The sequence below is a fragment of the Mesorhizobium monacense genome (assembly GCF_056781675.1).
In genome coordinates this window covers 6,828,921-6,849,252 of sequence record NZ_CM165567.1, presented here as the reverse complement: position 1 = coordinate 6,849,252, position 20,332 = coordinate 6,828,921, and the positions used below count along the sequence as shown (strand labels likewise).

At 64.6% G+C, this 20,332-nt stretch carries 22 protein-coding genes; 7 read left to right on the top strand and 15 right to left on the bottom strand.

The annotated features are described in order from the left end of the window. Positions 1 to 169: 169 nt before the first annotated feature. The 4 genes from prmC to AC1RUK_RS32805 all read right to left on the bottom strand — a co-directional run bounded on the left by prmC (position 170) and on the right by AC1RUK_RS32805 (position 5,734). A complete protein-coding gene (prmC, locus tag AC1RUK_RS32820; protein WP_481837313.1) occupies positions 170 to 1,048 on the bottom strand; it encodes a peptide chain release factor N(5)-glutamine methyltransferase in 879 nt (292 codons plus the stop codon). Beyond that, positions 1,041 to 2,120 (bottom strand): peptide chain release factor 1, encoded by a 1,080-nt coding sequence (gene prfA, locus AC1RUK_RS32815; protein ID WP_481837314.1) that lies wholly within the window; start codon positions 2,118 to 2,120, stop codon positions 1,041 to 1,043. The genes prmC and prfA overlap by 8 nt, the downstream gene beginning before the upstream one ends. Before the next feature lie 8 nt (positions 2,121 to 2,128). After that, positions 2,129 to 4,399 (bottom strand): phosphoenolpyruvate--protein phosphotransferase, encoded by a 2,271-nt coding sequence (gene ptsP, locus AC1RUK_RS32810; RefSeq protein ID WP_481837315.1) that lies wholly within the window; start codon positions 4,397 to 4,399, stop codon positions 2,129 to 2,131. 81 nt (positions 4,400 to 4,480) lie between these two features. Continuing rightward, on the bottom strand, positions 4,481 to 5,734 hold the full coding sequence (locus tag AC1RUK_RS32805) for an aspartate kinase (RefSeq protein WP_481837316.1): 1,254 nt from the start codon (positions 5,732 to 5,734) through the stop codon (positions 4,481 to 4,483). 224 nt (positions 5,735 to 5,958) lie between these two features. On the opposite strand from AC1RUK_RS32805, the gene AC1RUK_RS32800 reads away from it, so the two are divergent. Together AC1RUK_RS32800 and ubiG are read left to right on the top strand one after the other, a co-directional pair. Next, complete coding sequence (locus AC1RUK_RS32800) at positions 5,959 to 6,258, top strand: antibiotic biosynthesis monooxygenase family protein (RefSeq protein WP_481837317.1); 300 nt, start codon at positions 5,959 to 5,961, stop codon at positions 6,256 to 6,258. Between the two features lie 85 nt (positions 6,259 to 6,343). Beyond that, a complete protein-coding gene (gene ubiG, locus AC1RUK_RS32795) occupies positions 6,344 to 7,093 on the top strand; it encodes a bifunctional 2-polyprenyl-6-hydroxyphenol methylase/3-demethylubiquinol 3-O-methyltransferase UbiG (protein ID WP_481837318.1) in 750 nt (249 codons plus the stop codon). A gap of 6 nt (positions 7,094 to 7,099) precedes the next feature. Here the strand turns inward: ubiG and AC1RUK_RS32790 are convergent, their stop codons facing one another. After that, positions 7,100 to 8,014, bottom strand: a complete 915-nt coding sequence (locus tag AC1RUK_RS32790; RefSeq protein WP_481837319.1) for a DMT family transporter — start codon at positions 8,012 to 8,014, stop codon at positions 7,100 to 7,102. Between the two features lie 102 nt (positions 8,015 to 8,116). On the opposite strand from AC1RUK_RS32790, the gene AC1RUK_RS32785 reads away from it, so the two are divergent. Beyond that, complete coding sequence (locus AC1RUK_RS32785; protein ID WP_436173784.1) at positions 8,117 to 8,602, top strand: MarR family winged helix-turn-helix transcriptional regulator; 486 nt, start codon at positions 8,117 to 8,119, stop codon at positions 8,600 to 8,602. Between the two features lie 4 nt (positions 8,603 to 8,606). Here the strand turns inward: AC1RUK_RS32785 and AC1RUK_RS32780 are convergent, their stop codons facing one another. The 4 genes from AC1RUK_RS32780 to AC1RUK_RS32765 form a co-directional block, all read right to left on the bottom strand. Then, positions 8,607 to 9,032, bottom strand: a complete 426-nt coding sequence (locus AC1RUK_RS32780) for a DUF1178 family protein (RefSeq protein ID WP_481837320.1) — start codon at positions 9,030 to 9,032, stop codon at positions 8,607 to 8,609. Then, a complete protein-coding gene (locus AC1RUK_RS32775; RefSeq protein WP_481837321.1) occupies positions 9,029 to 9,895 on the bottom strand; it encodes a carbon-nitrogen hydrolase family protein in 867 nt (288 codons plus the stop codon). The genes AC1RUK_RS32780 and AC1RUK_RS32775 overlap by 4 nt, the downstream gene beginning before the upstream one ends. A gap of 10 nt (positions 9,896 to 9,905) precedes the next feature. Continuing rightward, on the bottom strand, positions 9,906 to 10,175 hold the full coding sequence (gene grxC, locus AC1RUK_RS32770; RefSeq protein WP_481837322.1) for a glutaredoxin 3: 270 nt from the start codon (positions 10,173 to 10,175) through the stop codon (positions 9,906 to 9,908). 85 nt (positions 10,176 to 10,260) lie between these two features. Then, positions 10,261 to 11,061 carry a ComF family protein gene (locus AC1RUK_RS32765; protein WP_481837323.1) on the bottom strand — a complete coding sequence of 267 codons (801 nt, stop codon included), beginning with the start codon at positions 11,059 to 11,061 and terminating at the stop codon, positions 10,261 to 10,263. A 63-nt stretch (positions 11,062 to 11,124) separates the two neighbouring features. Here AC1RUK_RS32765 and AC1RUK_RS32760 point away from each other — a divergent pair, with 63 nt between their 5' ends. After that, positions 11,125 to 12,018, top strand: coding sequence for a methyltransferase domain-containing protein (locus AC1RUK_RS32760; RefSeq protein ID WP_481837324.1), 894 nt, complete (start codon positions 11,125 to 11,127; stop codon positions 12,016 to 12,018). A 16-nt stretch (positions 12,019 to 12,034) separates the two neighbouring features. On the opposite strand, the gene AC1RUK_RS32755 is transcribed toward AC1RUK_RS32760, so the two are convergent. The 5 genes from AC1RUK_RS32755 to argJ form a co-directional block, all read right to left on the bottom strand. After that, on the bottom strand, positions 12,035 to 12,217 hold the full coding sequence (locus tag AC1RUK_RS32755; RefSeq protein ID WP_436173790.1) for a Flp family type IVb pilin: 183 nt from the start codon (positions 12,215 to 12,217) through the stop codon (positions 12,035 to 12,037). Between the two features lie 111 nt (positions 12,218 to 12,328). After that, the gene (locus AC1RUK_RS32750) at positions 12,329 to 12,643 is read right to left on the bottom strand and encodes a hypothetical protein (protein ID WP_481837325.1); all 315 of its coding nucleotides are present in this window, start codon (positions 12,641 to 12,643) and stop codon (positions 12,329 to 12,331) included. A 95-nt stretch (positions 12,644 to 12,738) separates the two neighbouring features. After that, a complete protein-coding gene (gene mutT / locus AC1RUK_RS32745; protein ID WP_481837326.1) occupies positions 12,739 to 13,161 on the bottom strand; it encodes an 8-oxo-dGTP diphosphatase MutT in 423 nt (140 codons plus the stop codon). After that, positions 13,158 to 13,931: a GNAT family N-acetyltransferase gene (locus AC1RUK_RS32740; RefSeq protein ID WP_481837327.1), complete on the bottom strand. Its 774-nt coding sequence runs from the start codon at positions 13,929 to 13,931 to the stop codon at positions 13,158 to 13,160. Before AC1RUK_RS32740 ends, mutT begins: the two co-directional genes overlap by 4 nt. Before the next feature lie 5 nt (positions 13,932 to 13,936). Then, complete coding sequence (argJ, locus tag AC1RUK_RS32735; RefSeq protein WP_481837328.1) at positions 13,937 to 15,178, bottom strand: bifunctional glutamate N-acetyltransferase/amino-acid acetyltransferase ArgJ; 1,242 nt, start codon at positions 15,176 to 15,178, stop codon at positions 13,937 to 13,939. A 353-nt stretch (positions 15,179 to 15,531) separates the two neighbouring features. Between argJ and AC1RUK_RS32730 the strand changes: the two genes are divergently transcribed. Beyond that, positions 15,532 to 16,149 (top strand): TetR/AcrR family transcriptional regulator, encoded by a 618-nt coding sequence (locus AC1RUK_RS32730; protein WP_481837329.1) that lies wholly within the window; start codon positions 15,532 to 15,534, stop codon positions 16,147 to 16,149. A 162-nt stretch (positions 16,150 to 16,311) separates the two neighbouring features. On the opposite strand, the gene AC1RUK_RS32725 is transcribed toward AC1RUK_RS32730, so the two are convergent. Continuing rightward, positions 16,312 to 17,229, bottom strand: a complete 918-nt coding sequence (locus AC1RUK_RS32725) for a peptidylprolyl isomerase (protein ID WP_481837330.1) — start codon at positions 17,227 to 17,229, stop codon at positions 16,312 to 16,314. Between the two features lie 26 nt (positions 17,230 to 17,255). On the opposite strand from AC1RUK_RS32725, the gene AC1RUK_RS32720 reads away from it, so the two are divergent. Together AC1RUK_RS32720 and secA are read left to right on the top strand one after the other, a co-directional pair. Beyond that, complete coding sequence (locus tag AC1RUK_RS32720) at positions 17,256 to 17,468, top strand: hypothetical protein (protein ID WP_481837331.1); 213 nt, start codon at positions 17,256 to 17,258, stop codon at positions 17,466 to 17,468. 24 nt (positions 17,469 to 17,492) lie between these two features. After that, the gene (gene secA / locus AC1RUK_RS32715) at positions 17,493 to 20,225 is read left to right on the top strand and encodes a preprotein translocase subunit SecA (RefSeq protein ID WP_481837332.1); all 2,733 of its coding nucleotides are present in this window, start codon (positions 17,493 to 17,495) and stop codon (positions 20,223 to 20,225) included. Positions 20,226 to 20,332: the final 107 nt, after the last annotated feature.

Here is a 20,332-nt window from a genome sequence, read left to right as displayed (position 1 = left end):
TACATCACTTGCCGGACGATTCCCGCACGAAGCTTGGGCGTCGTTTGCGCAAGAAGGCAGCTATTTCCAAGGAAAACCGAATCGCTAAGAGCACTGCCTGCTTCGTCTCATCCGGTTAAGGTGACCCTAGCCGCATTCCCCGGCATTGCCAAGCCCTTTTTGCACTGCATCAGGGCTTTGTCCGTTCAAACATCAGAACCCTGTCGTTTCCGCCAAGGTCGCGAAACGCCCCGGCCAGACTGTAGCCGGCTGTCGCGAATATCGCAGTGACCTCGTTGCGCTGCGTGTGGCCGATCTCGACCGCAACCCTGCCTTGAACTTCCAGAAACCTTGCCGCCTCCGCGGCGATGATCCTGTAGGGGCCAAGACCGTCCGCGCCACCATCCAGGGCCAAAAGCGGATCGAAATCGCGGACTTCGTCCTGCAGATTTCCGATGTCTTGGCTTGGTATATAGGGAGGGTTTGCGGCAATTACATGGTACCGGCCCGAAACTTTTGCGAACCAGTCGGATCGAAGCGTCTCGAACCGGGCGGCAAGGCCCAACTGCTGGGCATTGCGTCCGGCGGTTGCCAAGGCACCCTCCGAGAGGTCGACGCCGGTGGCGACGGCGCCCGGAACGGCGCTGAGCAGCGCCAGCGCAATGGCGCCGGTGCCGGTGCCGAGATCTAGGATGCGGCATTCGCCTTGCCGCTCCACCGCCGCCGAGACGAAGGGTAGAACCGCCTCGACCAGCGTTTCGGTGTCCGGCCGCGGCTCCAGCGTTTCCGGCGAAAGCTCGAAGCGCAGGCCGTAGAACTCGCGGTAGCCGAGGGTGCGATGCACCGGCTCACCGGCGATACGCCGGCCCAGCGCCGCATCGATCGCGGCAATCGCGCCCGCCTCGACGGCTTGTTGGGGCTCAGCAATGGCCTGGGTGCGGGTCGTGCCGGAAAAATGCTCGACGATCAACCTGGCGTCCAGGGCCGGATCGGCCACGCCGGCGGCCGCAAGGCGTTCGCGCGCTGCCCGAAGCAGCAGCCCCAGCACCTCCGGCAATTTGTCAGCCATCGACGCCCATATCGGCGAGCAGCTTCGACTGGTGGTCGGCGATCAGCGCGTCGATGACCTCGTCGAGTTCACCCATCATCACCCGGTCGAGCTTGTAGAGCGTCAGGTTGATGCGATGGTCGGTGAGGCGTCCCTGCGGGAAATTGTAGGTGCGGATGCGCTCCGAACGGTCGCCTGAACCGACCTGCGATTTGCGCGATTCCGAACGCTCCTCATCCGCCTTGCCGCGTTCGAGGTCATAAAGCCTGGCCCGCAGGATCTGCATGGCGCGCGCCCGGTTCTGGTGCTGCGATTTTTCCGCCTGCACCACCATGATGCCGGTCGGCAGATGGGTGATGCGCACCGCCGAATCGGTGGTGTTGACGTGCTGGCCGCCGGAGCCCGAGGCGCGCATCGTGTCGATGCGGATGTCTTCTGCCCGGATCTCGATGTCGACCTCTTCCGCTTCCGGCAGCACGGCAACGGTCGCCGCCGAGGTGTGGATGCGCCCGCCGGCCTCGGTCGCCGGTACGCGCTGCACGCGGTGTACGCCGGACTCGAATTTCAGATGCGCGAACACGCCCTTGCCCGACACGGTGGCGATGATTTCCTTGTAGCCGCCGACTTCGCCGTCGCTGGCCGAGGCCACCTCGAAACGCCAGCCGCGCGACGCCGCGTAGCGCTCATACATGCGAAACAGGTCGCCGGCGAAGAGTGCTGCCTCGTCGCCGCCGGTGCCGGCGCGGATTTCGAGGATGGCATTCTTCTCGTCGGCAGCGTCCTTGGGCAAAAGCAGGATCTGGATGTCCTTCTGCAGCGCCTCGATGCGCTCCTTGACCTCGGGCAGGTCGGCCTCGGCGAGCGCCCGCATCTCGGCGTCGGTGCCCCTGTCGGCCAGCATCGCCTCCAGGTCGGCCTGTTCGTGCTCGGCCGCGCGCAGCGCCCTGATCTTGGCCACCATCTCCTGGATGTCAGCATATTCCGACGCCATGCGGACATAGGCGTCCGCAGCCGGCCCGGCCGACATCTGCGCTTCGAGCATGTCGAAACGCTTGACGACTTGATCCATACGGTCGCGGGGCAGGTTGATCATGGCGGCTGCTATAGCGGGATAGAGCGGTCGTCGGCAAAGGCCTGCAGCAGCGCCCGCATCGGCAGGCCGTGGGCAGGCGCCATCAGATTGTCGTCGAAGAAAGCCTGCAATTCGTCCAGCGGCAATTCCGTCAGCATCGCCTTCACCGGGCCGATCGAGGCCGGCGACATCGAGATCGAGCGGTAACCCAAACCGATCAGCGCCATCGCCGAGATCGGCTTTCCCGCGAGTTCGCCGCAGAGCGTCACCGGCGTGTGGTTGCGCGCCCCGGCATCGGCAATCTGCTTCAGCACCCGCAGGAACGGCGTCGACAGCGTGTCGAAGCGGTCGGACAATTGCGTGTTGCCGCGATCGACCGCCATGACGAACTGGAACAGATCGTTGGAGCCGACGGAGACGAAGTCGACCGCCTTCATCAGCTCGTCGAGCTGGAAAAGCAGCGACGGCACTTCCAGCATGGCGCCGAGCTTGAGGCTGGTCGGCAGATGATGAGCGAAGCGCGACAGATGCCGCACCTCGCGGTCGATGATCTCGCGCGCCTGCGCGATCTCGCCAAGTTCCGTCACCATCGGCAGCATCAGCTTCAGTTCGCGCCCGCCGCACGCCTTCAGCAGAGCGCGGATCTGGGTCCGGAGCAGACCCGGACGGTCGAGCGTCAGCCGAATCGCCCGCCAGCCGAGCGCCGGGTTCTCTTCCTGGATCGCGCCCTTGAAGTAGGGCAGCACCTTGTCGCCGCCAATATCGATGGTGCGGAAGGTCACCGGCTTGCCGCGCGCCGCGTCGAGCACGTCGCGATAAAGCCGCTCCTGCGCCTCGGCGCGCGGGAAGGTCGAGGCGACCATGAACTGCAATTCGGTGCGGAACAGGCCGATGCCGGCCGCTCCCGCCTCGGCGAGCTGCGGCAAGTCGACCGCCAGGCCGGCATTCATCAACAGATCGACCTGGACGCCGTCCTTGGTCACCGACGGCTTCTTGCGCAGCTCGCGGTAGACTTCCTGCCGCCGCGCCCGGAAGCGGACCTTTTCGGCATAGGCGGCTTCGAGGTCTGGCTGTGGCCGCAGGTGGATAATGCCTTCCTCGCCGTCGACGATGATGGCGTCGCCGTTTTCCGCCATGGAAACGGCGCCCTTCATCTGCCCTGCGACCGGGATGCCCATGGCGCGCGCCACGATGACGACGTGGCTGGTCGCGGCACCATCTTCCAGCACCACGCCGCGCAGCTTGTCGCGGGGATAGTCGAGCAGCTCGGCCGCCCCCATCGAGCGGGCGACGATGATGGCGTCCTTCGGCAGCGAGGCCGCGACGTCTTCCGGTCCGCGCCCCATCAGCTGGCGCAGCAGCCGGTTGGCGAGGTCGTCGAAATCGCTCATCCGCTCGCGCAGATAGGGGTCGGTCATGTGCAGCATGCGGGCGCGCATGTCGCTCTGCACCTTTTCGACCGCCGCTTCCGCCGTCAGGCCGTTGCGGATAGCCTCTTCCAGCCGGCGTACCCAGCCGCTGTCGTTGGCGAACATGCGATAGGCTTCGAGCACCTCACGATGCTCGCCTTCGAAGGCGACCTCGCGGCGCTCCAGCATGTCGTCGATGGAAAGCCTGAGCGAGCCGAGCGAGGCCTGCAGCCTGCGGACCTCCTCCTCGCTATCCTCGTTGAACAGATTGGTGACGACGATGCGCGGCTCGTGCAGCACGACGTGGCCGAGCCCAACACCTTCGTTGAAGGACAGGCCGGTGAAGCTGACCGGGCGGCGCAGGTCGAGTTCCAGGCCTGGCCGGGTCAGCCGGGCGAGGTCGCCGGTGGCGATCATCTCGGCGATCACCATCGCCGTCGTTTCCAGCGCCTCGACCTCGTCGTCGCGGTAGTGACGCATGGTCTTGTTCTGCACCACGAGAACGCCGAGCGTGCGCCCTGCCCGCAGCACTGGCACGCCGAGGAAGGAATTATAGATCTCTTCCCCGGTCTCCGGCAGGTAGGCGAAGGCCGGATGCTCCTGCGCATTCGAAAGGTTGAGCGGCCGGGCACTCGCCGCAATCGTGCCGACCAGGCCTTGCCCAAGCCGCAATTGCGCCAGGTGGACGGCGTTCGGGTTCAGACCCTCCGTGGCGTAGAGTTCGAGCACCGAATCGGCGCGCAGCACATAGAGCGAGCACACTTCGGCGACCATGTTGGAAGCGATGTCGCGCACGATCCGGTCGAGCCGCTCCTGCGGCTCCAGCGGCTCTTGCATGAGCTCGCGGAGCCGTTTCAGCAGAACGCGCGGGCCACTGGCCGTATCACGCATCGCGGCTTCTTCTCCAATAGAGTCCTTGCCGGCGCAGTTTCAGCTGTGCCCGGCACTCACGCAACAACTGATTCAGTCTTGCTATTGCTTATCCAGACCGTAGACGGAATGCAAAGTGCGAACCGCAAGTTCGGTATACGGACCGTCGATCAGTATCGAAATCTTGATCTCGGAGGTGGTGATCGCCCGGATATTGATCGCCTTGTCGGCCAGCGCCTTGAAGGCGGTGGCAGCGACACCGGCATGGCTTCGCATGCCGATGCCGATGACCGAGACCTTCGACATGCCGGCTTCCGACTGCACGACGTCGTAGCCGATCGTCGCCTTCAGGCGCTCCAGCACCGCAAGCGCCTTGTCGACGTCGCCGGACGGCACGGTGAACGTCATGTCGGTGAACTTGCCGTCCTCGGAGATGTTCTGGACGATCATGTCGACATTGATGTTGGCCTCGGCCAGCGGCCCGAAGATGCCGGCGGCAACGCCGGGGCGGTCGCCGACGCGGCGCAGCGAAATCTGCGCCTCGTCCTTGGCGTAGGCAATTCCGGTGACGACCTGCTGTTCCACGATCTCTTCCTCGTCGCAAATAAGCGTTCCGGGCGGATTGAGCAAATCCCCCATTCCGGGCGCGTCGGGATCGTCGAAGGACGACCGCACGAAAGTACGCACCCTGTGCACCATGGCAAGCTCGACCGAGCGCACCTGCAGCACCTTGGCGCCGAGCGAGGCCATTTCGAGCATTTCCTCGAAAGAAATCTTGGCCAGCCGGCGCGCCTTCGGCTCGATGCGCGGATCGGTGGTGTAGACACCGTCGACATCGGTGTAGATGTCGCAGCGGTCGGCCTTCACCGCCGCCGCTATGGCGACGGCGCTGGTATCGGAGCCGCCGCGGCCGAGCGTGGCGATGCGGTTGTCGGGTCCGATACCCTGGAAACCGGCGATGACCGCCACCTGGCCCTCGCCGAAGCGCTTGACCAGGAACGCGCCGTCGATATCCAAAATACGCGCCGCGCCGTGCGCATTGTCGGTCTTGATCGGTATCTGCCAACCCTGCCAGGAGCGGGCATGCACGCCCATGTTCTGCAGGGTGATCGCCAGAAGGCCGGCGGTCACCTGTTCGCCGGAAGCGACGACGGCGTCATATTCGCGTGCGTCATGCATCGGCGAGGCTTCACGCGTCCAGCCGACCAGCTCATTGGTCTTGCCGGCCATCGCCGAAACCACCACCGCAACCTCATGGCCGGCGTCGACCTCGCGTTTGACGTGACGCGCCACATTGCGGATGCGGGCGATGTCGGCGACGGAGGTTCCGCCGAATTTCATCACGATGCGCGCCATGGAAGCGAAATGCCTTTGACTGAAGCCGGCTCGTTGCCGAATGCGGAACGAAGCGCCCGGCTGGTGCCGGCCGCTGAATGCGCGGCCTCCTTAGCCAAAACAGCAAAGCTGCGCAAGCGACGGCGGGAAAGAACGGCTTGGCCGCAATCGCAGTCCTCCTGACAGCTTTTCATCCGCCTGCCATGCGATAAGACAAACAGGAACCTCGAACCGCGGAGGATTTGATGACCGAGACCCTGGAAATCGTCAGCTTCCGCCTCAAGCCAGGGACCAGGGCCGGCTTTGTCGCCGGCAACGGCGTGGTCACGGAGTGGCTTGCGCAACAGCCGGGCTTTCTCAGCCGCCACCTGGCCGAGCGCGAGGATCAGAGCTGGGTCGATGTCGTGCGCTGGCAGAGCCTGGAACAGGCCCGTGCGGCGGCCCAACGGATCATGGCAGAGATCGGCGATTGCGAAGCCATGCAGGCGATCGACCCCGCGAGCGTCGACATGGGCCATGCCGCGGTCGTGCTCTCGACCTCGTGAGGTCATGTTGGCAGCAGGCGAAAAATGCTGCCTTGACTTTCTCTGCCCGGCACCCGACTTCCTAGCGTCCGAGGAGACCCGCCCTATGCCAGAGCCCCGACGATCGACGATCGATGCCGGAGAAGTGGAACGCTTCTCGGCACTTGCCGCCGAATGGTGGAATCCGAACGGCAAGTTCCGTCCGCTGCACAAGTTCAACCCGGTCCGGCTTGCCTATATCCGCGACCAGGTGGCGGCGCGCTTCGGCCGCGATCCGCGTGCGGCGAGGCCGTTCGAAGGCCTGCGCTTCCTCGACATAGGCTGCGGCGGCGGACTTCTTTGCGAGCCGATGGCCCGGCTCGGCGCCGAAGTGGTCGGCGCCGATGCTTCCGCCACCAACATCGAAGTCGCCAAATTGCATGCGGCCGAAGTTGGCGTGAATGTCGACTACCGCGCCACGACCGCCGAGGACCTGGCCGACGCCGGCGAGACATTCGACGTCATCCTCAACATGGAAGTAGTCGAGCACGTCGCCGACATCGACCTGTTCGTGGCCAAATGCGCGGAGATGGTCAAGCCGGGCGGCATCATGTTCGTGGCCACCATCAACCGCACGCTGAAGGCGCTCGGCCTTGCCATCATAGGCGCCGAATACGTGCTGCGCTGGCTGCCGCGCGGCACCCACCAGTTCGGCAAGCTGGTGCGCCCGGAAGAGCTGGAAAAGGCACTTGGTGCCGCCGGCATGAGCATCATCGACCGCACCGGAGTCGTCTACCACCCACTTGCCGACCGCTGGCAGCGGTCGAAGGATATGGACGTCAACTACATGGTGCTGGCGGAAAAGGGCTCGGTCTGAACCTGCTCACGCCGCCTGACTCTGCGCCTTCGCGCTGGTCTGGCTCTGCGCCTTGGTGGTGATGAACACACCGGCAGTGATGATGACCGCACCAGCCCAGGTCAGCAGCTGGTAGTGCTCGCCAAGGAAGATCGTGCCGGCAAACAGGCCGACAGCGGCCGCCACATAGCCGATCTGGCTGAGATAGACCGGGCCGCCGACCGCCTGCAGCCGGAAGAAGAAGACAAACATCGCCGAGGCCGACGCCATTTGCCCGACGGCCACAAGCGGCACGCCGCCAAGCGGGGCAAAGGCTTTGACGCCGAACAGCGCGAGAATGCCAGCAAGCAGCAGCGTGGCTGACGCCAGATGGCTGCCGACGGCGAGCTCAATCGGGCCGGTGCCTTCGGGCCAGTCGACGGTACGGTAGATGTTGCCGGCGGCAAGGCTGACTGGGATGAGCAGCCCGACCGCCACCCAGATAAATTCAGCCGGCTGGCCGGCCTCGCCGCGCGTCACGGCGACCATCACCGCGCCGACGAAGCCGACGGCAATGCCGGCGACGCCAAGCATGTTGGGTCGCCTGACACCGAGCAGGATCGAAAACACCAGCGTGACGACCGGCGACAGCGTGAACATGATGCCGGTGTAGCCGGCGCCGAGATGCGGGATGGCCGAAAACATCAACAGATTGGGGAAGGCATAGGACACCGCCGCGGTGATGAAGAAATAGCGCAACCTGTGCGGCGTCAGCCTCACCCCCTGCCCGCGCAGCAGCAAGGCCAGGAGGAGCACGCCGCCCGCGCCGAGCGAAATGACGAAGGCCCAGACCATGGCCGGCACGCCGGCCGCAGTCGCCAGCTTGCCGAACGGCAGCGTCAGGCCGAGCAGGCCGCCGGTGACGACCAGCAGGCCGAGCGCCGAATCCCAGAGAATTTTCATCGGATGATCCCGTCGTTCCAGTCGCGGCGCTTGGCCGGCATCATATCTTGAGATAAGATAATACAAAGATTCTTAACGTCAAGATATTTAACGGTGAGATAGATGGACCGCGCCGCAAAGGCGATCGAGCAGTGGCTGAGGGAGCGGCCGGATCTGGACGTCTCGCCGATGGCCGTGCTCGGACGCTTGAACGAAGCCTCTTCGCTGATCGCGCGCGAGCGCCTCGCGCCGCTGTTCGCCCGCTTCGGACTGCAATCGGGCGAATTCGACGTGCTAGCGACGCTGCGCCGATCCGGCCAGCCTTACGCGCTGACGCCGACCGAGCTCTATGAGGCGACGATGGTCACGTCCGGCGCCATGACCAATCGGCTCGATCGGCTGGAAAAGGCCGGATTGACCCTGCGCGGCCCACACCCCAGCGATCGGCGCGGCATTGTCGTGCAACTGACGGAGAAGGGGCTCGCCCTGATCGACGAAGCGGTCGCAGCCCATGTCGCCAATGAGCACGAAATCCTTGCCGGCCTGTCTGGGCCGGAGCGGGAGACGCTCGCCCACCTGCTCGGAAAATTGATTGGGAGCCTGAGCTAGGCGTTCAGTTCCGGTCATCCGGAAAGACCGGGATTGGCATGAACTCTACGCCGTCCTCGGCCAGGCTCTTGGCTTCGTCAACCGTCGCCTCGCCATAAATGCCGCGCGCATCGGTTTCGCCGAAATGGATCTTGCGCGCTTCCTCGGCGAACTTGTCGCCGACATAGTCGGCATTCTCGCGCACCTTCTCAGCCATGGCCTTCAGCTGCGCCAGCGCCTGCTTCTGCGCCTCGCCCATGGCCAGCGCGATCTTTTCCTGCTTGCGCCCGGTCGAGACGGCCGGCGCCATCAACGCCTTCTCGACCTTGTGCGAACCGCAACTCGGGCAATCGACGAAGCCACGCTTCTTCTGCGTATCGAAATCGTCGTTGCTGCGGAACCACGCCTCGAATTCGTGTTCATGCTCGCAGATAAGGGAAAATCGGATCAAGAAGCCGCACCCCTCAGACGCGGCGCTTCCGCCGAGCCGGCATTGACGGCAAACTCCCGCGCGTTTTTCAGGTTGGGGATCTTCCTGCGCGCCGCAAGTGATTGCGCCGGATCGATCTCGGCGACGATGACCGCCGGTTCGTCATGCGCGGCTTCCGCAACAATGCGGCCCCACGGATCGACGATCAGCGAATGGCCATAGGTCTCGCGGCCGTCCTCGTGCAATCCGCCCTGGGCCGCGGCCACCACATAGGCGCCGTTCTCAATGGCGCGGGCCCTGAGCAGGACATGCCAGTGCGCCTCACCGGTCTGCCGCGTGAAGGCGGCGGGCACCGACAGCAGGTCGGCGCCGGCCAACGCCTCGGCGCGGAACAGCTGCGGAAAGCGCAAATCATAGCAAACGGCAAAGCCCAGCTTCGTGCCGTCGATCTCGGCCACGACGGCCTCGGTGCCGGGCTCGTAAGCGGCGGATTCGCGCCAGCTCTCGCCATTGTCGAGGTCGACGTCGAACATGTGGATCTTGTCGTAGGTGGCAAGCGTGGCGCCATCCGGCCCAAACAGCAGCGCCCGGTTGGCGAGCTTGCCGTCGGCGCGCAGGATGGCGGTCGAGCCGATATGCAGGAAAACACCGAGTTCGCTCGCCAGTCTGCGCGCGGTCGAGACGACGACGTCCTTGTCCTCGGTGGTGAAGGACGCAGCGCGCGCATCTTTGTCGCGGATCAGCGCACCGGTCATTTCCGGGGTCTGGATGTAGGTCGCGCCCTGGCCTGCCGCCTCGCGCACCAGCCGCTCCATATCGACCGCGTTGCGCTCCGGGCTCTCGCCTGAACGCATCTGGATCGCCGCTGCCTTGAAAACACCCATGGTCATGTCCTTACGTGGTCGAGCCGTTGGCAAGCAGCCTGTCCAGCCGGCCCTCGGCCTCCAGCTCGTGGAGTTCGTCGGAACCGCCGACATGCGTATCGCCGATGAAAATCTGCGGAAAGGTCGATCGGCCCCGCGCCCGGGAAATCATTTCCTGGCGCAGTTCCGGCGAGAAGGAGGCGTCATGCTCCTTGTAGACGACGCCCTTGCGCTCGAGCAGCCGCTTGGCCGCCGTGCAATAGCCGCACATCATGCGCGTATAGATCGTCACATCGACCATCGGTCAGAAATCCTGCCTATGCATGTCACCTGGAAGCGCGCAACGCTTCTGGGACAACGGCATGCACAAAAACAACAATTTCAATCTATATAGTCGCGGACTCGTCGGTCCGAAAGTCCCCCGGCAGCACACGCGCAAAGGTCAGCACGTCGACCGCTCCGGCACCGCCCCGCTTCAGCGCCTTGGCTACCGCGCGAACCGTAGCGCCGGTGGTATAGACATCGTCGATCAGCAGCACCCGGCGACCGGCGATCTCGATTTGCGCCTCGGTGGGCACGCGGAAGGCCGCACGCACATTCTCCTCGCGCTCCTGCCGTTCCAGCCCGACCTGCTGGCGGGTGAGTTTCACGCGCCGGATCGCGGAGGGTGAGAACGGCAGGCCGCTGAGATGCGCTACGGCCCTTGCCAGTTCCGCCGACTGGTTGAATTGCCGCCGAAAGAAGCGCCGCCAGTGCAACGGCACGGGCACGACCACGTCAGCCTCGGCGATCAGCTCGGCCCCGGCGCGCAGCATCCAGCGCGCCATCCACGGCGCCAGGTCGGTGCGGTCCTGGTATTTCAGCCCCTGCACCATCTGGCGGGCGACACCCGAATAGGCGACCGCCGCCCGAGCACGATCGAAAGGCGGCGGATCGGCGATCGCCTCGGCGGAAAGGAACCCTTCGCCCATGTCATGGGTAAACGGCGTGCCCATGACGGCGCACCACGGTCGTTCCAGCAGCCGGAGCTTGGGCCAGCAGGTGCCGCAGAGCACGCCGGGCTGCGAGACATGGCGGCGGCAGCCAGCGCAGACCGGCGGAAACAAGATGCGCGCCGGCAAGGCCAAGGCCTTTAGCGCAGCGCTCTTGATCGCAACGGTCTTGATCTTCGGCATCGGATCGGCCACGTGGTTGGTTGTCCGCCACCATAGAACCACTCTTTCGGAGCGCGGAAAACAGGAACCCGTCCGTTGCAGCCCCTGATCGATACGCCTTTGTGGCTGGCGCACAAGCGCCGCGCCTTGGCCCGCCCCGTTGGCGGCGCCGATTTCCTGATGCGGCGTGCGGCTGAGGACCTTGCCGACCGGCTCGACGCCGTCGAGCGCAAATTCGCCAAGGCGGCGGCGCTGTTTTGCCAGACGCCGGCGGCAGCGGACGTGCTCGCCGAAAGCGGAAAGGTGACGGAAATCGTGCGGGTGGAAGCCGACCCGGCCTTCCTGGAAGCCGAACCGGCCTTCCGCGCTGGCCGGCAGGGATTGGTGGCGCCACCGGATGCCGTGCCGTTCGAGCCGGAGAGTCTCGACCTCGTCGTGTCTCTCCTGTCGCTGCAGGCAACGAACGACATTCCCGGCATGCTGGTGCAGATCCGCCGTTCGCTGCGGCCCGACGGCCTCTTTCTCGGCGCCCTTGCTGGCGCCGGCACGCTTTCCGAGTTGCGCGAGAGCCTGCTTGCCGCCGAGACCGAACTCTACGGCGGTGCCAGCCCGCGGGTCATTCCGTTCACCGATGTCCGCGATGCCGGCGCGCTCCTGCAACGCGCCGGCCTGGCGCTGCCGGTCGCCGATGTCGAGACGGTGACGGTGCGCTACGACACCCTGTTCGACCTCGTCGCCGATCTCAGGGCCATGGGCGAGACCAGCGCGCTCGCAGATCGCAGCAGGCGGCCCGGCACGCGAAGGCTCTTTGCCCGTGCCGCCGAGATCTACGCGGAACGGTTCTCCGATGCCGACGGCCGCGTCAGGGCGAGTTTTTCGATTGTCTGGATGTCCGGCTGGGCGCCCGATGCCTCGCAACAGAAGCCGTTGAAGCCAGGCTCGGCCAAGGTCTCGTTGAAGACGATACTGGAAAATCCCGGCCGGCGTTGATCGCCGGGCGATGCAATCAGTGCTGGGCGAAGGCGTTCGCAAGCTGGCTGTTGGTGTCGCTGAACAGCCACTGGATTGCATTGGCTGCCTGGCCGACGCCGCCGACGATGGCGAGCGACAGCACAGCTACGATCAGGCCGTATTCGATGGCCGTCGCGCCTGTCTCGTCTCTGATGAACCGTTGCAGCAGATTTTTCATGATCGTCGATCCCTCTTGCCAGGACCTTAGCGCCGACCCGTTAAGAAAGGTTAACGGCAAAGGCTTAACAGGCGGTGAAACAGGCCGGTTCGGCGAAAAGTATTAACCAAGTCAGCATTCGCCGCTGCGCGTGCCGTCGTTGCGGATCACGCAGACTGAACTCGGCATTGGCTGCAGCACGCTGCGGCGCAGCGTATAGGTGTCGCGATGGCCGATCGAACCCGTGCTCATTGCGTCGAGGCTGCCGAAACTGTCCCGGGCCGATTGCGACCGGGCCTGGCTGTCGAGAAATGGTGTAGCGATCAAGGCCAGCGCCACCGCGGCCGAACCGAACAATAGCGTGATGCGCAATATACCCATGCCGGCATCGGCGGCGCGGAAGCCGCGATCGGGCCGGATCGAGTCCCAGTCTTTCTCGAGGCTCATGCTGTCGCTCCCAAGCATGTTGGCCGAAGTCCGGCCTTGCCCCAATTTTTCACACCGGGATAAATCTTCTATTAACGCTGACTAAACGATGGCGATCACAACAGATCGATGAGGAAATGGATCAGCGGTGCATCGGCGGGCGGCATTGGATAGTCGCGCATCTGCCGCGGCCGCACCCATTTCAGCGTCTGGCCTTCCTTCGGCTGCGCGATACCGCGAAAGCGGCGGCAGACGAACAGCGGCATCAAGAGGTGAAAATCATCATAGGAATGGCTGGCGAAGGTAAGCGGCGCCAGGCATGGGATGTCGGTCTCGATGCCGATCTCCTCATGCAGTTCGCGAATCAGGCACTCCTCCGGCGTCTCACCGGGCTCGACCTTGCCGCCCGGGAACTCCCACAAGCCGGCAAGCTGCTTGCCTTCGGGGCGCTGCGCCAGAAGCACGCGCCCATCGGTATCGACCAGGGCGCAGGCCGCGACGAGAAGCAGAGGCTTTCCGGCTGGTTTGACGTCGCTCATGCGCCGGGCGGCCGGCGATAGTGATAGCGGTAGACTTCCTCGAAGCCCAGCGAACGGTAGAGCGCCACGGCCGGCGCATTGCCGGCTTCGACCTGCAACCAAGCCTCCCGCGCGCCACGCAGCCGCGCCCATTTCAGCGCCGACAGGATAAGGTTGCGGCCGTGGCCCTTGTTGCGCGCCGCCTTGTCCGTGGCGATCTCGAACAAACCGGCGAGATCGCCGTCATGGACGCAGATCAGCGTCGCCAGCGGCTCGTTTCCCTCTTCGAGCGCGAACAGCCCGGCCTCGGGCTGGATGGCGCCGATGATCTCCGACAGGCCGGGCCGCAGCGACACGTCCGAGCCGCTCACCTTGAGTGATGCGCCGATGAAGCGGCTGATGTCCTTCAGCGGGATCTGGTCCATCGCCGGGGCGAGTTGCGCGTCCGCCAGCGGCAGGCGCATCACCAGCGATTCGTCGAAGCTGTTCCAGCCCTCGCTGTCGAGGTGTTTGGACAGGTCCGGACCCGACAGCGGCGATATGCGGAAGGTCAGCGGCCTGCCATAGGCGTCGAAACGACGGCTGGCGCGGCCGATGCGATCGGCAATGTGCTGGATGTCGCCGGGGTCGAGCGGATTGACCGAGTTCAGCCGCTTGGCCGGATGGCCGGCCGTCAGCCGCACCACCCAGGTGCCGTCATAGTGGACGGCCGCCGCCGGCCAGGCGCGAAAGCCCGCAGCCTCGTAGCGGCGCACGATGGCGAGCACGCTTGCCGGATGTCTGGAAACCAAGGCCGTCAGCTCCTATAGTCGCCGTTTATGGCGACATATTCCTTGGTGAGGTCGCAGGTCCACACCGTTGCCTTGCCACGGCCGATGCCGATATCGGCGCGGATGCGGATGTCGTCGCGCTTCATGTAGGCCGAGGTCGCTTCCTCGGAATAGCCGGGATCGCGCTCGCCCTCATGCGCCAGCCTGTTGTCGCCGAACCAGATCGACAGGAGGTCGCGGTCGGCGGGTTCGCCGGCCTTGCCGACGGCCATGACGACGCGGCCCCAATTGGCGTCCTCGCCGGCGACCGCCGTCTTGACGAGCGGCGAATTGGCGATCGACAGCGCGATGCGCTTGGCCGAGCGCGCCGATTTCGCGCCGGTGACGGTGACCTCGACCTGCTTGCGCGCGCCCTCGCCGTCGCGCACCACCTGCAGCGCCAGCGATTTCAGAACCTTGCCAAGCGCCCGGCGGAACGCGCCGAGGCGCGCATCCCTGGCGTCGCTGATCGTGGGTGCACCACGCTTGGCGGCAGCACCTGTGGCGAAGATCAGCAGCGTGTCGCTGGTCGAGGTATCGCTGTCGACGGTGACCGCATTGAAGGTCTTGGCCGTGCCGCGCGACAACAGGTCCTGCAGCACGGGCGCCGCGATCGGCGCATCGGTGGCGATGAAGGACAGCATCGTCGCCATATCGGGTGCGATCATGCCGGCGCCCTTGGCGATGCCGTTGATGGTGACATCGGCATCGCCGAGCTTCACCATCGCCGTTGCGACTTTCGGATAGGTATCCGTGGTCATGATGGCCTTGGCCGCCTCACTCCACAGATCCGGCTTGCCGTCCTTGACCAGACCGGCGAGCAGATGGCTGAACTTGGTTGTGTCGAGAGGCTCGCCGATGACGCCGGTGGAGGCGAGGAACACCTCGCCGGAGCTGCATCCAGCCGCCTTGGCCGCCGCTTCGCCGGTCAATGCGGTAGAGGCCCGGCCCTTCTGGCCGGTGAAGGCATTTGCATTGCCGGAGTTGACGACCAGCACGCGCGCCTTGCCGGCGCCAAGGTTCTGCCGGCAGAAATCGACCGGCGCCGACGGGCATTTCGACTTGGTGAACACGCCGGCGACCGCAGTCTCGGCATCGAAGACCATGGCCAGCAGATCGGTACGGTTCTTGTACTTTATTCCGGCCTCGGCAGTGGCGATGCGCACGCCCTCGATCGCGGGCATTTTCGGATATTTCTTCGGCGCGAGCGGCGAAATCGTTGCGGACATGGGAACCTCGGGCGGGAAAATCGCAAGGGAACGCCGGTTTGCCCGATACGCGGCGCCGGTGCAAGGGCGTTTTCGTCGCTGTGCGGCCCGCGCGGACGCACTCCGGATCAAGCTTGCACCTCAAATCCGTTGGCGTCGCCGCGGCTGATATGCGCGACGGTCAATGGCGCATCGATTCGGAAACATCGGAAGCCATGAAATAGGCGTCCATGCGGTCCCGCGGAGTGACCGTAGCGTTTATCCCTTGTCCCAGTCGAGAAACAACCCGTTAGAACGGCCCGTTTCGTTTCGCCGCGAGTCTTGTATGATCCCCGGCTATGATCCCGGCGAAAATTGCCGGCAAGGAAAAGCAGATGAGTGAGCAAGCGCATCCGGGGCGCAGATCGATTGGCGCCAGGCGCAATCCCGACAGCGCCGATGCCATTCTCGCGGCCGCCGAGGCCGTACTGGCCGAGGCCGGCTATTCCGGCTTCTCGATCGAGGCGGTGGCGCGGCGGGCGCGGGCCGGAAAGCCGACGATCTACCGCTGGTGGCCGAGCAAAGCAGCCCTGTTGCTCGAGGTCTATCAGCGCGGCAAGCGCGTCGCCGTTCCCGACACCGGCAATCTTGAGGAAGACCTTGTCGGCTTCCTGAACAACCTGTTCTCGCATTGGCGCGAGACGTCCTCGGGCAATGTGTTCAGATCGCTGATCGCCGAGGCGCAGTCGGATGAAACCGCGGCCCTAGCCCTTGCCTTGTATGCCGGTGGACGCCGAGCCCACACCGGCCAGATCATCGAGCGCGCGAAGACAAGGGGCGAGATCGCGGCCGATATCGATTCGGCGCTGGTCGCCGACATTGTGGCCTCCTATGCCTGGAAGCATCTCCTGACCAACCGGCTCGACGAGTCTGAAGCGACGATTCGCAAGGCGGTCCGTTATTTGACGCAAGGCATAGCAGCGCCCGTTAGAGCAATTCCAGGAAAAGTGTGAAACGGTTTTCCGTCCGGAATTGCGACAAAACAAAGAGATAGAGCGGTTCTCCGTTTCCGTGAAACGGAGAACCGCTCTAGGTAAAATCGCGGCCGAGCCGGCCGATTGAAAAAGGGGCGCGACAACCCAGTTGCCGCGCCCCTTTTCGAAGTTCCTTCAGCCTTACTTGGCGCTTTCCATCGTGTCGACGGCCTTCTTCAGGTTCGCGTCGGGAATCTCGACCTTGGCGGCGGCGCGCAGCGACTTGACCAGCGCAAAGTACTTGTCGCGGATGACCGCCTGCTTGGCCTGGTCCTTGACCTCTTCGAAGGCCGGCGGCTGCTTGGTGCGCTTGTCCTCGAGCTTGATGACGTGCCAGCCGAACTGCGACTGCACCGGCTCCTTGGTGTATTTGCCGACTTCGAGCGCGAACGCTGCCTTGTCGAATTCCGGCACCATCTGGCCAGGTCCGAACCAGCCGAGATCGCCGCCATTGGACTTGCCGCTCGGGTCGCTGGTGTGCTCGTTGGCGAGCTTCTGGAAGTCGGCGCCGCCGTCGAGCTGCTTGATGATCGCCACGGCCTCTTCCTTCGTCTTCACGAGGATGTGACGGGCGTGCACCTCATTGACCGGGGGCGTGTTGGCGATTTCCTGGTCATAGCGGGCTCGCACCTCGGCGTCCGTGACCTTGTCGACGACGCCCTTCTCGACCATTTCGCCATGCAGCGCGCGCTGCTGCAAGAAGGCCATGCGGCGCTGGAAATCGGGATCCTTATCGAGGCCGGTGGTGACCGCCTGGGCGGCCATGATGCGGATCTCGATGGCTGCCGAAAGGGCCGCCGCACGGCGCTGTTCGGGTGGCAACTGAGCGAACTGCTGCGACAGCTCGCCTTCGGCAAGCCCAAGGTCTGCCTCGGTCAGCGTCTGGCCGTTGACAGTGGCGACCACCGCGTTGGGGTCGACCGGCGCGGCCGCCGGGGCCGGTGCCGCCGGCTGGGCGGGGGCGGCTTCCTGCGCCATCAGGGGCGACAGCGACAGAGCCGACAGCCCGAAAGCCAGGCCAAGGCTGGCGAGCGACGCACGGCTAAACGATAAGGACATTAAGTTAACTCCGATGGGGATTGCCGATGGGGTTGCTTGAGCAAAATGGCTTGCAGATCAGCCAGATTGTGGCGGAATTTGGCGCGGCCCGCAGGGCGAGCGCGGCGTTGACATCAGTTGAGCCCCCTCTTATCTGTCCAACGACTTTGCGTCCAGAACCGTTTTCCGGGCGCTTTTTGCGTTTGTCCGCGTTTCACGCGGAATTGATGGGGCCGGCCGGCGCCCGTCGCAACGATTAAGAATGCTATCGAAAGGGCCATTGGATGGTCAGTCTCGGCGGTCTCGCCCGTAAGGTTTTCGGCTCCTCCAACGATCGCCGCGTCAAGGCGACCCGGCCGCGCGTCGAGGCGATCAACGCCATGGAAAACGAGATGCGGGCGCTCTCCGATGCCGATCTCAGGGGCCGCACGGAAAAATTCCGCCAGGACATCGCCAACGGCGCTTCGCTCGATGATCTCTTGATCCCTGCCTTCGCCACGGTGCGCGAAGCTGCGCGCCGCGTGCTCGGCATGCGCCCGTTCGACGTGCAGCTGATCGGCGGCATGGTGCTGCACAATGGCGGCATCGCCGAGATGCGCACCGGCGAGGGCAAGACGCTGGTCGCCACGCTGCCGGTCTATCTCAATGCGCTCGCCGGCAACGGCGTCCACGTCGTCACCGTCAACGACTATCTCGCCACGCGCGACTCCGAATGGATGGGCCGGGTCTACAAATTCCTAGGCCTGACGGTCGGCGTCATCGTCCATGGCCTCTCCGACGAGGAGCGCCGCGTCGCCTACGCCGCCGACGTCACCTACGCCACCAACAACGAACTCGGCTTCGACTATCTGCGCGACAACATGAAGTACGAGCGCGCCCAGATGGTGCAGCGCGGCCACAGCTACGCGATTGTCGACGAGGTCGATTCAATCCTGGTCGACGAGGCGCGCACGCCGCTGATCATTTCCGGTCCGCTCGAGGACCGTTCAGAAATGTACAACACCATCGACGCTTTCATGCTGCAGCTCGGCCCGGCCGACTATGAGATCGACGAGAAGCAGAAGACCTCGATCTTCACCGAGGACGGCACCGAGAAGCTGGAGAACCTGCTGCGCGATGCAGGCCTGCTCAAGGGCGAGTCGCTCTACGACGTCGAGAACGTCGCCATCGTCCATCATGTGAACAATGCCCTGAAGGCGCACCGGCTGTTCCAGAAGGACAAGGACTATATCGTACGCAACGACGAGATCGTCATCATCGACGAGTTCACCGGCCGCATGATGCCGGGCCGCCGCTATTCGGAAGGCCTGCACCAGGCGCTCGAGGCCAAGGAGCATGTGACGATCCAGCCGGAGAACCAGACGCTGGCCTCCGTCACCTTCCAGAACTATTTCCGCCTCTACAAGAAGCTTGCCGGCATGACCGGCACGGCGCTGACCGAGGCCGAAGAATTCGGCAACATCTACAATCTCGACGTCACCGAGATTCCGACCAATTTGCCGGTCATCCGCAGGGACGAGGACGACGAGGTCTACCGGACGGTCGAAGAGAAGTACAAGGCGATCGTCAAGGAGATCCGCGAGGCGAGCGCCAATGGCCAGCCGACGCTGGTCGGCACCACCTCGATTGAAAAATCCGAGCAGCTGGCCGAGCGCCTGCGCAAGGAAGGCTTCAAGAACTTCGAGGTGCTGAATGCCCGCCACCACGAGCGCGAAGCGGCCATCGTCGCCCAGGCCGGCAAGCCGGGCGCCATCACCATCGCCACCAACATGGCCGGCCGCGGCACCGACATCCAGCTCGGCGGCAATGCGGACATGCGCATCGCCGAGGAACTCGGCGACCTGCCTGAAGGGCCCGAGCGCGAGGCGAAGGAACAGGCAATCCGCGACGATATCGCCAGGCTGAAGGAAAAGGCGCTCGCCGCCGGCGGCCTTTACGTGCTGGCCACCGAACGCCATGAATCGCGCCGCATCGACAACCAGCTGCGTGGCCGTTCCGGCCGCCAGGGCGACCCCGGCCGCTCGAAATTCTTCCTGTCGCTGCAGGACGATCTGATGCGCATCTTCGGTTCCGAGCGCATGGACGGCATGCTGCAGAAGCTTGGCCTCAAGGAAGACGAGGCGATCATCCATCCCTGGATCAACAAGGCGCTGGAAAAGGCGCAGAAGAAGGTCGAGGCTCGCAACTTCGACATCCGCAAGAACCTCCTGAAATATGACGACGTGTCGAACGACCAGCGCAAGGTGGTGTTCGAGCAGCGTATCGAACTGATGGACGGCGAAGGCCTGTCCGAAACGATCGTCGAGATGCGCGAAGGCGTCATCGAGGAGGTCGTCGCCAAGAACATTCCTGAAAACGCCTATGCCGAGCAGTGGAACGTCGCCGGCCTCAAGGCCGAGGTGGCCGAATTCCTCAACCTCGACCTGCCGGTCGAGGAATGGGTCAAGGAAGAAGGCATCGCCGAGGACGACATCCGCGAGCGCATCACCGCCGCCGCCGACGCCGCCGCCAAGGAGCGCGCCGAGCGTTTCGGCCCCGACGTGATGAGCTATGTCGAGCGTTCGGTCGTGCTGCAGACGCTCGACCATCTGTGGCGCGAGCACATCGTCAATCTCGACCATCTGCGCTCGGTCGTCGGCTTCCGCGGCTATGCCCAGCGCGACCCGCTGCAGGAGTACAAGGGCGAAGCCTTCGAGCTGTTCCAGGCGATGCTGGGCAATCTGCGCCAGGCGGTCACCGCGCAGCTGATGCGCGTCGAGCTGGTGCGCCAGGCGGCGGAAGCGCCACCTCCGGAGGCGCCCGACATGTTCGGCAGCCATATCGACGGCACCACCGGCGAGGACGATTTCCAGGGCGGCGAGACAGCACTTCTGGTCCGCCAGGAAAGCCACGCCATCGTCGCTCCCGAGGACCGCGATCCGAACAACCAGGCGAGCTGGGGCAAGGTCGGCCGCAACGAAGCCTGCCCCTGCGGCTCCGGTAAGAAATACAAGCACTGCCACGGCGCATTCGCCTGACGACCCTTCTTCCTTCTCCCCGTTCACGGGGGAAGGTGGCCCGCAGGGCCGGATGAGGGGCGGCACAGGTGTTAGCGATTGAGCAGCAACCTGTGGGGATCATGCCG